The 11,951-nt window shown below is 73.2% G+C and carries 9 protein-coding genes; 6 read left to right on the top strand and 3 right to left on the bottom strand.

Features of this window, described 5'->3' with window-relative positions; genetic code table 11:
- The first annotated feature begins 10 nt into the window (after nt 1-10).
- The 5 genes from ABZ939_RS07700 to ABZ939_RS07680 all read left to right on the top strand — a co-directional run bounded on the left by ABZ939_RS07700 (nt 11) and on the right by ABZ939_RS07680 (nt 7,457).
- Nucleotides 11-673, top strand: coding sequence for an isochorismatase family protein (locus tag ABZ939_RS07700; protein ID WP_361850408.1), 663 nt, complete (start codon nt 11-13; stop codon nt 671-673).
- Complete coding sequence (locus ABZ939_RS07695; protein ID WP_361850406.1) at nt 670-2,631, top strand: anthranilate synthase family protein; 1,962 nt, start codon at nt 670-672, stop codon at nt 2,629-2,631. Before ABZ939_RS07700 ends, ABZ939_RS07695 begins: the two co-directional genes overlap by 4 nt.
- 88 nt (nt 2,632-2,719) lie before the next feature.
- Nucleotides 2,720-3,745: a ketoacyl-ACP synthase III family protein gene (locus ABZ939_RS07690; protein WP_361850404.1), complete on the top strand. Its 1,026-nt coding sequence runs from the start codon at nt 2,720-2,722 to the stop codon at nt 3,743-3,745.
- Between the two features lie 56 nt (nt 3,746-3,801).
- A complete protein-coding gene (locus ABZ939_RS07685) occupies nt 3,802-4,905 on the top strand; it encodes a 3-deoxy-7-phosphoheptulonate synthase (protein WP_361850402.1) in 1,104 nt (367 codons plus the stop codon).
- A 188-nt stretch (nt 4,906-5,093) separates the two neighbouring features.
- A complete protein-coding gene (locus ABZ939_RS07680) occupies nt 5,094-7,457 on the top strand; it encodes an amino acid adenylation domain-containing protein (RefSeq protein ID WP_361850400.1) in 2,364 nt (787 codons plus the stop codon).
- A 132-nt stretch (nt 7,458-7,589) separates the two neighbouring features.
- Here the strand turns inward: ABZ939_RS07680 and ABZ939_RS07675 are convergent, their stop codons facing one another.
- A complete protein-coding gene (locus ABZ939_RS07675) occupies nt 7,590-7,997 on the bottom strand; it encodes a VOC family protein (protein WP_361850398.1) in 408 nt (135 codons plus the stop codon).
- A gap of 89 nt (nt 7,998-8,086) precedes the next feature.
- Here ABZ939_RS07675 and ABZ939_RS07670 point away from each other — a divergent pair, with 89 nt between their 5' ends.
- Complete coding sequence (locus ABZ939_RS07670) at nt 8,087-9,157, top strand: YafY family protein (protein WP_361850396.1); 1,071 nt, start codon at nt 8,087-8,089, stop codon at nt 9,155-9,157.
- On the opposite strand, the gene ABZ939_RS07665 is transcribed toward ABZ939_RS07670, so the two are convergent.
- Both ABZ939_RS07665 and ABZ939_RS07660 read right to left on the bottom strand, forming a co-directional pair.
- Nucleotides 9,111-10,325 (bottom strand): FAD-dependent monooxygenase, encoded by a 1,215-nt coding sequence (locus ABZ939_RS07665; RefSeq protein ID WP_361850394.1) that lies wholly within the window; start codon nt 10,323-10,325, stop codon nt 9,111-9,113. The genes ABZ939_RS07670 and ABZ939_RS07665 overlap by 47 nt on opposite strands.
- A gap of 88 nt (nt 10,326-10,413) precedes the next feature.
- Nucleotides 10,414-11,892 carry an MFS transporter gene (locus ABZ939_RS07660; RefSeq protein ID WP_361850392.1) on the bottom strand — a complete coding sequence of 493 codons (1,479 nt, stop codon included), beginning with the start codon at nt 11,890-11,892 and terminating at the stop codon, nt 10,414-10,416.
- Nucleotides 11,893-11,951: the final 59 nt, after the last annotated feature.

Raw genomic sequence — 11,951 nt, 5'->3', positions numbered from 1 at the left:
TGGAGCCACGATGGCGATTCCTCTGATCGACTCCTATCCCATGCCGGCCGAGGACGAGCTGCCGCGCAACACCGCGCCCTGGACGGTCGATCCCGACCGCGCGGTCCTGCTCGTCCACGATCTGCAGAACTACTTCCTGAGCCCCTTCGGTCACGGCGGCCCGGACGAGGGCCGCCAGCCGCTGACCGATCTGATGGACCACACCGAGGCGCTGCGCGGAGCCTTCGCCGCGGTCGGCGCGCCGGTCGTCTACACCGCCCAGCCCGGCGGGATGACGGAGCAACAGCGCGGACTGCTCAAGGACTTCTGGGGCGCCGGGATGAGCGCCGATCCGGACCACCGGGCCATCCCGGAGCGGATCGCGCCGGCCCCCGGCGACCGGGTGTTCACCAAGTGGCGGCCCAGCGCCTTCTGCCGTACCGATCTGCTCGCCCTGCTGCGCGACACCGGCCGCGACCAGCTGGTGATCTGCGGGGTGTACGCGCACGTCGGCATCCTGATGACCGCCCACGAGGGCTTCTCCCACGACATCCAGACCTTCGTCGTGGGCGACGCCGTAGCCGACTTCTCGGCCGAACGGCACCGCGAGACGCTGGAGTACGTCTCCTCCCGCTGCTCGGTCACCGTCTCCACCCGCGCGGTCCTCGCCGCACTGGACGGAGGTGCGCGATGAGCCGCCGGCCACACCCCCACCCGCTGCTCGACCGGGTGCTCGGCGCGGATCCGCCGCCGTTCGCCCTGCTGCACCGGCCCGGCGCCACCGGGCCCGACCGGATCGACCTGATCGTCGGCCGGACCGCCGAGCGGGAGCTGATCGCCGACATCCCGCTGCCGCCCGCGCCCGCGGGCGGCGGTGCCCGGCACGAGGTCCTGGCGCTGCTGCCGTACCGGCAGATCCGCGAGCGCGGCTTCGCCTGCCCCGACGACGGGGCGCCGCTCCTGACGATGGAGGTCGAGGACCAGGCGGTGCTGCCGCTCGACGAGGTGCTCGACGCGCTGCCCGACCTGCCGATCGCCATGGACGAGGGGTGCTTCGACGCCGACGACGAGGAGTACGCGGCCCGGGTGCGCCGGGTGCTCACCGAGGAGATAGGGCGGGGCGCCGGGGCCAACTTCGTCATCAAGCGCTCCTTCACCGCGCGGATCGACGACTGGTCGGCCCGGACCGCGCTGTCGTTCTTCCGCCGGCTCGCCGGCCGCGACCCCGGCGGCTACTGGACCTTCGTCGTCCACACCGGGGGCCGCACCTTCGTGGGGGCATCCCCGGAGCGCCACATCAGCCTGGACGCGGGCCAGGTCGTGATGAACCCGATCAGCGGCACCTACCGCTATCCGGCGGACGGCCCCGATCTGGCCGGACTGCTCGACTTCCTCGCCGACCCCAAGGAGGCCAACGAGCTGTACATGGTGCTCGACGAGGAGCTCAAGATGATGGGCCGGGTCTGCGACCTGGGCGGCCGGGTCACCGGGCCCGCCCTCAAGCAGATGGCCCGGCTCGCCCACACCGAGTACCACATCGAGGGCCACAGCTCCCTGGACGTGCGGGACATCCTGCGGGAGACGCTCTTCGCGCCCACGGTCACCGGCGGCCCGCTGGAGAGCGCCTGCGAGGTGATCAGCCGTCACGAGCCCGAGGGACGCGGCTACTACGCGGGGGTCGCCGCGCTCATCGGCCGCGACGAGCACGGCGCCCGCAGCATGGACTCGGCCATCCTCATCCGTACGGCGGAGATCGACGCGGCCGGACAGGTCCGCATCCCGGTGGGCGCGACCCTCGTACGCGACTCCGACCCGGCGGGCGAGGCCGCGGAGACCCGCGCCAAGGCGGCCGGGCTCATCGAGGCGCTGCGCTCGCCGGCGGGCGCCCCGGCCGGACAGGCCCGGGCGGCGGCCGCCCTCGCGGCCCACCCGGAGGTGCTCCGGGCCCTGGCCGCCCGCAACGAGCCGCTGGCGGACTTCTGGTTCCGGCCGCCCGCCGAACGCAGCCGCCCGGTGCACGGCCTCGCCGGTAGGCGGGTCCTCGTGATCGACGCCGAGGACACCTTCACGGCGATGGCCCGCCATCTGCTGGAGGCCCAGGGGCTGCGGATCGTGGTGAAGCGCCACGACGAGGAGTTCGCGCTCGACGCGCACGATCTCGTGATCGTCGGGCCGGGGCCCGGCGATCCGCGGGACACGGCCGACCCCAAGATCGCGCGGATGCGGCAGGTGACCGCCGAACTCCTCGACCGGGGCATCCCGTTCCTCTCCGTCTGCCTCGGCCACCAGGTGCTGAGCACCCTGCTCGGCCTCCCGCTCGTACGGCACCCCATGCCCACGCAGGGGCTCCAGAGGCACATCGAGTGCTTCGGCCGCACCGAACCCGTCGGCTTCTACAACACCTTCGCCGCGCACGCGGAGGGGGACCTGATCGACTGCGCGGCCCGGCCCGGGCAGGTCCGGGTGTTCCGCGAGGAGACGGGTGAGGTGCACGCCCTGCGCGGTCCGGGGTTCGCCTCGGTGCAGTTCCACCCCGCCTCGGTGCTGACCCGGCGCGGCGGGGAGCTGCTCGCCGAGGTCCTCTCCGGGCTGCTCGGAGAGGTAACGGAGCTTTATCGGGGGGCCGTTGTCCCCACTGCGATACCTGCATAACGTCGTAACCGGTAACAGAAGTCCGGGCCCGCACCGCCTCGACCCCGCCGGCCCCGCCCCCCGCGTCCACCCAGAAAGGAACTGTCCGATGCGCTTCGACAACATCTGGATCGCCGGCACCGGAGGCACCCTCGGTGACTCCGTGCCGGTGGACGAGGCGGTGGCCGACGGCTCCTACTCGGCCGACGCCGCCGCCAGCACCGGCATGATCAGCTACTCCCGCTCGGCCGAGGCGCCGCCGGAGATGGCGGTCACCGCGGGCCGCCAGGCGATCAAGGAGGCCGGCGAGAAGGGCGCGCGGATCGACCCCGACTCCCTCGTCCTGCACAGCCACGGCCACTTCCAGGGCATCGACATGTGGCCGGCCGCCTGCTGGATCGCCCGCGAGCTGCTCGGCCCCACCCTCAACAGCATGCCGATGACCGTCGCCGCCTGGTCCAACGGTTCGCTCGCCTCGCTCGACCTCGCCGCCTCCACCCTGATCGCCCGACCCGACGTGCCCTCCGCCCTGATCACCCTCGCGGACCGCTTCGCGGAGCCCGCGAACCGCTGGTACACCTCGCCCGGCATGGTCTTCGGCGACGGCGCCGCGGCCGCGGTGGTCACCCGCGACACCGGCCGGCTGCGCCTGCGCTCCCTGGTCAGCGAGACCGACACCGTTCTGGAGGGTCTGTCCCGCGGCGCCGAGCCCTTCCGCACCGCGCCCGCCGCGGAGCAGCCGGACATGCGCCGCAGGACCCGCGAGTTCCTCGCCACCGGCGAGGTGTCACTGCGCGACGTGCAGACCCGGTCGGTCGAGCGGACCCGGAGCGTCGTCGGCCGCGCCCTCGACGAGGCGGATGTGGCGCCGGACGGCATCGACTGGCTGGTGACCCCCTTCGTCGGCCGGACCCTGCACCGCGAGAGCTTCGTACGGCACCTGGACATCGCCCCCCGCAACTCGCTGCACGAGCTCGGCCTGACCATCGGTCACCTCGGCCCCTGCGACCAGCTGTACGGCCTCGACCACCTGCTGAGGAACGACCTGCTGAGCCCCGGGGACCGCGTCCTCGTCATCGGCACCGGCATGGGCTTCACCTTCTCCGCCGCGGTCCTCACCGCCGACGGGATCTGACCGCTCCCGCCCCACCATCAGCTCGCCACCTCCGCCCCAGGAAGGGACATCCGCACATGAGCCTCGTCCACACGTCCGCCACCGCCCCCGCCGGCACCTTCGTCGCGGCCCCGGCCGCCGCCCGGCTGCCCACGCCCGCCGAGCTCCGTGAGGAGATCCCGCTACCGCCGCTCGCCCGCAAGACCACCCAGAGAGCCCGCCGGGAGATCGCCCGGGTGCTCTCCGGCCAGGACGACCGCCTGCTCGTCATCGCGGGCCCCTGCTCCGTGCACGACCCGGACGCCGCCCTCACCTACGCCGAGCGGCTCTCCGCGCTCGGTGCCGAGTTCCGGGACCGGCTCCTCGTGGTGATGCGGGTGTACGTCGAGAAGCCCCGCACCCGGGTCGGCTGGAAGGGCCTGCTCAGCGACCCGCGCCTGGACGGCTCGCAGGACCTGCCCAGCGGGCTGCGTCTGGCGCGCGGCCTGATGGCCCAGATCGCGGGCAACGGCCTGCCGGTCGCCTGCGAGTTCCTCGACCCGCTGGTACCGCACTACCTCGCCGACGCGGTCTCCTGGGGCTGCATCGGAGCCCGTACGGTCCAGAGCCAGGTCCACCGCCAGGTCACCAGCGGCCTCGGCATGCCGATCGGCTTCAAGAACGCCACCGGCGGCAGCGTCGAGGACGCGGTGGACGCCATCGTCTCCGCCTCGCACCCGCACGTGTACCCCGGCATCGGCGACGACGGCAGGGCCGTCGTGGTCAGCACCGAGGGCAACCCCGACGGCCATGTGGTGCTGCGCGGCGGCAGCGCGGGCCCCAACTACGGGGCCGAGCCGGTCGCCGACGTACTGGCGCAGCTGGCCGCCGCCGGGCTGCCGCAGCGGCTCGTCGTCGACGCCAGCCACGGCAACAGCAACAAGGACCACGAGCGCCAGCCCCTGGTCACCGGCGACATCGCCCGGCGTATCGCGGCCGGTGAGGAGGGAGTCGCCGGAGTCATGATCGAGAGCTTCCTGGCCGCCGGCCGGCAGGACCTCAAGATCGGCCGTACCGACCTGCTCACCTACGGGCAGAGCGTCACGGACGCCTGTGTGGACTGGTCGCAGACCGCCCACATGATCGAGGAACTCGCCTCCGCGGTCACCGCCCGCCGCGCGGCACGGACCGAGGCGGCCTGACCCCGGCCCCCACCGCCCCACCGCGGGAGCCCCCACCCGCCGGAGCCCCACCGACCGGGACCCCCCACCGCCGCGCGCACCCCCTCCGCGCGCGGTGTCCCGCCCGGCCCCCTCCCGGCCCTGCCCCGGGCCCGCCCGCGCCCCCCACGCCTTCCGACTTCGTGAACATCCCGAGAGGAATCAACACCGTGGCAGTCAACACGAGTTCGACCCTGCCCCTGGCCCGCGTTCTCGACGGTGCGCGGACCGCCGCGCCGCACCGGCACACCCTCACCGTTCCCGCGCCCGCCGCGGCCCGCCCCGAGGAGTACGCGACCGCCGCGCTGGCCGCGCTCGTCCACCGCTACACGGGAGAGACGGAACTCCTCGTCGGACGCCAACGACACCCGGACTCCGTCGAGTCCGCCGCGATACGGGTGGCCGGCGACACCACCTCCGCGCAGCTCCTGGAGGCCGCCGCCCGGTCCCGTACCGCGGACGGCGCCGAGGCCCCCGCCGGCCGCCCGGCACACGCGGCCGTGACCACCGTCGGCCACCCTGCGGGCGAGGCGCTCGCCGCCCTGACCCTGGCCGTCTCCCCGGCCGACGGCACCTTCGAACTCAGCCTGGACAGCGCCGAGTTCGACGCCCAGGCCGCCGAGCAGTACGCCCGCCACCTGGAGCGCGTGCTCGCCGCCCTGGCCGCAGCGCCCGAGGGCACCGTGCACGACATCGCGCTGCTCACCGAGGAGGAGACCCACCGCACCCTGGTCGAATGGAACGACACCGCGGGCCCGGTCCCGCAGCCCTTCTTCCACGAGCGGGTCGCCGAGCACGCCCGGCGCACCCCCGATGCCCTGGCCGTGATCCTGCCCGGCGCCCGGCTGACGTACCGCGAGCTCGACGAGCAGGCCAACCAGCTCGCCCACCGGCTCACCGCCCGCGGCGTGAAGCCCGGCGCACGGGTCGGCGTCTGCTTCCCGCGCAGCGCGGAGAGCCTGATCGCCCAGCTGGCCTGCTTCAAGCTGGCCTGTGCGGCGATCCTGCTCGACAGCGACTTCCCGGCGGAGCGCATCCGCTACATGATCGAGGACGCCTCGGCCGCCGCCGTACTGACCCTGGCCGCCCACGAGTCGAAGGTCGAGGGCCTCGCCCCGGTCCTGGCGCTCGACACCGACGACTGGCGGACCGAGCCGGTCACCGAGGTCAGCGAGCCCGTCGGCGCGGACGACCTCATCCACATCTGCTACACCTCCGGCTCCACCGGCGCCCCCAAGGCCGTCATGGTCCGCTTCGGCGCCGCCCGCAACCTGATCCACAGCATGAGCGAGCTGTGCGGCATGTCCAGCGCGTCCCAGGGCACCTGGCTGGCGGCCCCCGGCTACGGAATGATCGAGGTCGAGTGCTTCCCGGTGCTCGCCGTCGGCGGCACCGTGCACATCCCGGACGTCTCCGTGGTCGCCTCCGAGTACCGCCTCCAGGAGTGGTTCCTGCGCGAGGGCATCACCACCACCCTGCTGATGAAGCCGATGGCCGAGCGCCTGTGGCGGCTGGAGTGGCCCGAGGACACCCCGCTGGAGAACATCCGGGTCTGCGGCGAGCGCATCCAGTCCTGGCCGCCGGCCGGCCTGCCGTTCCGCCTCATCAACCTGTACGGCTCCGCCGAGGCGACCGTCGTCGCGAGCTGCGACATCACGGAGATGGGCGAGCGGCTCGGCGAGGAGGGGCGGGCCCGCAGGCTGCCGCCGATCGGCCGGCCCACCACCAACGTCACCATCTACGTCCTCGACGAGGACCTCCGCCCGCTGCCGCCGGGCCTGGTCGGCGAACTCTGCATCGCCGGCGTCAGCCTCTCGGCCGGCTACCTGGGCCGCCCGGAGGCCACCGCCGAGAAGTGGATCACCAACCCGATCGACCCGGCCCGCCACCCGATCATGTACCGCACGGGAGACCTCGCCCGGTACTGGCCGGACGGCAGCATCGAGATCGTCGGCCGCACCGACAACCAGGTCAAGGTGCGCGGCAACCGCGTCCACCTCGGCGAGATCGAGGTCGTCCTGACCACTCTCCCCGGCGTCCAGCAGGCCGCGGTCCTGGCCCGGCAGGACGGCCAGGGCGATGTGCAGCTGACCGCGTACATCGAGCCCGACACCGGCGCGACGCCGTCCGTACGGGACATCCGCCGCGGACTCGCCCAGCGGCTGCCGTCCTTCATGGTCCCCGCGGCCTTCGTCATCGGCGGACTGCCCACCAGCGTCAACGGCAAGATCGACCGCGCGGCGCTGCCCGAGCCGCCGCGCTCCCGCCCGGACGTCGACACCGCGTACCAGGCGCCGTCCGGTGCCCTCGAGGAGTCGCTGCACGGGCTGTGGACGAAGGTCCTGGAGCTGGACGGGGTCGGCGTGCTCGACAACTTCTTCGACCTCGGCGGCGACTCGCTGCGGGCGGCCCGGCTGACCGAGCTGGTCCGTGAGGAGCACGGGGTGGAGCTGGAGCTGGTCGACCTCTTCGACGAGCCGACGGTCGAGAAGATGGCCGAGCTGGTGGCCCGTACCGCCGCGACCGCTGCCTGACCGCGCCCCGACCGAGCCCGTACCGGCGCCCTCACCGGGCCCGACCGGCCGGCACACACCGGTGGCCCCCACGTCCCGCGTGGGGGCCACCGTCGTACGTGCGGTGCGGGCGCCGAGGTCGTCGGGCGCGCGTCAGGCGCCGAGCATCTCCAGGTAGTGCTCGTTGTACATGATGCCCAGGACGTTGCCGAAGGGGTCGGTGACGGACGCGGTGACGAAGCCGGGACCGTACTCGGTCAGCGGCGTGTACAGCGTGGCGCCCATCGCGAGCAGCCGGGCGAGGGTGCCCTCCACGTCGTCGACGTGCCAGTGGCCGATCGCGCCGCCGGGGACGTCGGGCAGGCCGGGCGGGGCGTAGCGCCGGTCGATGAGCCCGAGTTCGGTCTGATGGTCACCGATCCTGAACTCGTAGTAGGCGGCGGGCTCGCCGTCGCCCGGGCGCTCGAAGTACGGCTCGACGCCCAGCAGTTCCGCGTACCACGTCTTGGCTGCTTCCACGTCGTCGGCAAAGAAGTTGACGGTGGCAAGTCCTCGCAGCATGGGTGGTTCCTTCCTTCGTTCCGTATCCGTAACCATCCTCCGACCTAAAGCGCTCACCAACTGAGCACTTTACGAGAGAAGCTGGGAACATGCGCGCTGACCGACTCGTTTCCGCCCTGCTGCTCATGCAGCGCAGGGGCCGGGTGACCGCCGCCGAGCTGGCGAAAGAGCTCGACGTGTCCGTCGCCACCGCCCGCCGCGACCTGGAGGCCATGTCCGCCGCCGGCATCCCCGTCTACCCGCAGCCCGGGCGTGGCGGCGGCTGGTCGCTCGTCGGCGGGGCGCGTACCGACCTCAGCGGTCTGTCGGCCAACGAGGCCCAGGCGCTCTTCCTGCTCGTCGGCCCGGCCGCGGCGGCCTCGGGAGACGCCAAGGCGGCGCTGAACAAGCTGCTGCGGGCGCTGCCGCAGACCTTCCGGGCCGATGCCGAGGCGGCCGCCGACGCCACGATGGTCGACCCCACACCGTGGGGAGACCGCGACCGCGACCGGCCCGAGCTGGTGGAGCGGCTGCAGGCCGCCGTCGTCCGCCGGCGCAAGGTCCGCCTGACGTACACCAACGGCGCCCGGGAGCGGACCGAACGGGTCGTCGACCCGTGGGGCCTGGTCGACAAGGACGACATCTGGTACCTCGTCGCCGGGACCGAGCGGGGGCAGCGCACCTTCCGCGTGGACCGGATCTCCGCCGCGGAGCAGACCGGCGAAACCGCCGAGCGCCCCGACGACTTCACCCTCGCCACGGCCTGGCAGCAGGTCGTCGGCGACGTGGAGAAGAAGCGCTCGCGGACCTGGGCGACCGTGCTCGTCGAGACGCGGTACGTGAACGTCCTGTGCGACCGGTTCGGACGCCACTGCCACCCCGAGGGCGAGGCGGCCGACGGGCGCGCCCGGGTCCGTCTCGCCGCGCCGACCCCGCTGGACCTCGCCCGCAACCTGGCCGGCTGGGGCGCCCTGATCGAGGTGCTCGAACCGGCCTCCGTACAGATCGAGTTGGCGCGGATAGGGGCGGAACTCACCGGTCGCTACGCCGGGGTGCGCGCACACGAGAACGACCGCCACCCCTCGCTCGACGCGGGGTGGCGGTCGTCGTCCGGTACGCGGGAGGAGCCGCGTGTCATGCCGCCTCGGCAAGCGCCAGAGCAGGCTCTCGGGACTCCGTGAACGACGTGGAGCCGTGCAGCCACGCCACGGCGTCGCGCAGCCCGGCGGGGGAGAGGCCCGCCAGCATCGCGTTGCGGGCCGGCACGTCCGCCCCGGCCGCGTGGTAGAGCCGTTCGCCCATCTCGCGCGCGGTCAGGGTGGTGCGGGCGGTACGGCCCCGCCGCAGCGTGTTGTACTCCACCAGCCACCGCGGCGCGTCCACCGACGCGCGGGCACCGAGCAGCCCGCCCAGGACCACCGCGTCCTCCAGGGCCATGCAGGCACCCTGGGCGGCGTACTGGAGCATCGGATGCGCGGCGTCCCCGAGCAGGGCCACCCGGCCGTCCACCCACCCGTCGACCGGATCGCGGTCGCAGAGCACCCAGATCTTCCAGTCCCGGCCGAGCTCGAGCAGACGTCGTGCCTCCTCGCAGAGCCCGGGGAACTCGCCCATGACATGGGAACGGCTCGCGGGGGCCCCGGTGATCTCCTCGCGGGCACCGTCGTCGCGGGTGGCCGCGAGATTGAGGAACGCGCCGCCACCGATCGGATAGTGCACGAAGTGCCAGCCCGGGCCCGCCCACAGGGTCACGGCCTTCGACCGCAGCTCCTCGGGCACCTCCGCCATCGGGATCACCGAACGGTAGATGGTGTGCCCCGAGATCCGCGGACCGCCGTCGCCGACGAGCTGGGCCCGCACCGCCGAACGCAGTCCGTCGGCACCGAGCAGCACGTCCGCCGAGAACCGATCCCCGGCCGAGGTGAGCGCAGTCACCCGGTCACCGGTCTGCCGGTAGCCGGTCACCCGGTGTCCGGCGAGCAGCTCCACACCGGCCGCGCGGCAGCCGTCGAGCAGCGCCCGGTGCAGATCGCCGCGGTGGACCACGGCGTACGGGCCGCCGAACCTGGTGCGGTACGTGCCGGTCAGCTCCATGGCGGCGACCCGCTGCCCCGAGGTGCCGTCCAGGAAGCGCAGTTCGTCGATGAAGTCGGCCCGCTCGGCCACCCGGTCGCGCACCCCCAGGACGGAGAGCGCGTGGAAGGCGTTGGGCGCCAGCTGGATTCCGGCACCGATCTCCGAGAACTCGGGCCGGCCCTCGAGGACCGTCGCCCGGTGCCCGGCCCGGGCCTGGGCCAGAGCCGCGGCGAGTCCGCCGATGCCACCGCCCGCCACGAGTATGTGAGTCATCCTCTGCTCCTCTCTTACGACGCGGTCTTACGATGCGGCGGCCGGCCCCGTCACCACGGGGCCGGCCGCCGGAATCAACAGCTGGGACCTACTTCGCCGTGGCCGGTGCGCCGGTGGCGCCGACCGTGGCCTTCTTCTCGCCGCCGGAGGGGGCCGCGGCGGCGGGCGCGGCCGAGGCCACGGCGGTGCGCCGCAGGCCGAGGACCGAGACCACGACGATGGCCAGGGACAGGCCGGTCGTGAACCAGAACGCCCCCTGGAAGCCGCTGACCGGAATGGTCGCGACCTTGGCGCCGTGGACGACGCCGGCGAGGGCGACGCCCACCGCGAGGCCGATGCCGACACCGAGCTGACGGCTGGAGTTGAACAGACCGGAGGCCAGACCCATCTGCGGTCCGCTGACACCGCTGGTGCCCGCGATGGCGGTGGAGATCATCATGACGGTCACGCCGAGGCCGATCAGCACACCGCCCGGCAGCACGCCGAGCCAGTAGGAGCTCTCCGCCGTGACCTGCGCGAGCAGCCCCGCGCCGAGGGCCAGCAGCGCACCGCCGGCGATCAGCACGTTGCGGGCGCCGAGCTTGTGGGTGAGCTTGACGACCGGGAGGCTCGCCAGGAAGACCACGAAGGCCTGCGGGAAGAAGCCCATGCTCGCCCGGAGCGCGGAGTAACCGAGCACCTGCTGCATGTACATGGTGATGAAGAAGGTCGACACCGACATCACGCCACCGGAGAGGAACGCGATCCCGTTGCCCGCCGAGAGCGCGCGGTTACGGAAGATCGACAGCGGCACGAGCGGCCCGGAGACCCGGGTCTGGACGATCAGGAAGGCGATCAGCAGGGCGGCGCCGCCGCCCAGCGAGACGAGGACGCTCGTGGCGCCCCAGCCCTCGTCGGAGGCCTCGGTCAGACCGTAGGTGAGGGCGCACATCGCCGAGGTGACCAGGATCGCGCCCGGCAGGTCGAGACGGGCGGAGCCGGCGACCTTGTGGTCCGCGACGAGCCGGCGGGCGGCCAGCGCCACGAGCAGGATGCCGACCGGGACGTTGACGAGCATCACGGCACGCCAGGTGAGGAACTCGGTGAGCAGACCGCCGGCGACCACACCGCCGGTGAAGCCGGCCGAGGAGACCGCGCCGAAGACGCCCATCGCCTTCACGCGCTCGGGACCCTCGGGGAACCCGCCGGCGATCATCGCGAGGACCGCGGGGGAGACGGCCGCGGCCGACAGGCCCTGGACCGCGCGGGCGAGGACGAGGATCCACGGCTCGTTGGCGATGCCGCCGACGAGCGAGGCGATCGTGAAGACCGCGAGACCGGTCACGAACATGCGCTTGCGGCCGAAGACGTCACCGGCGCGGCCGCCGAGCAGCAGGAAGCCGCCGTAGAAGAGCGCGTAGGCGCCGACGACCCACTGCAGTCCACTGGCGGTGAACCCGAGGTCACGCTGCATGGCGCCCAGGGCGACGTTCACGATGGCGAAGTCGAGGACGAGCATGAACTGTGCGGCGCACAGCAGCCCGAGCGGCGGCCGGGCGGTGCCGGCCGTGCTGGTGGAGCTGGTCATGAGATTCCTTTCAGGGGGGTGTCACGGGGAGAGGGAGCGGGGGATACCGGCGAAGCTGG

It is taken from the genome of Streptomyces sp. NPDC046712 (genome assembly GCF_040645695.1).
GTDB lineage: Bacteria > Actinomycetota > Actinomycetes > Streptomycetales > Streptomycetaceae > Streptomyces.
This window is presented reverse-complemented; position numbering and strand designations above follow the sequence as displayed.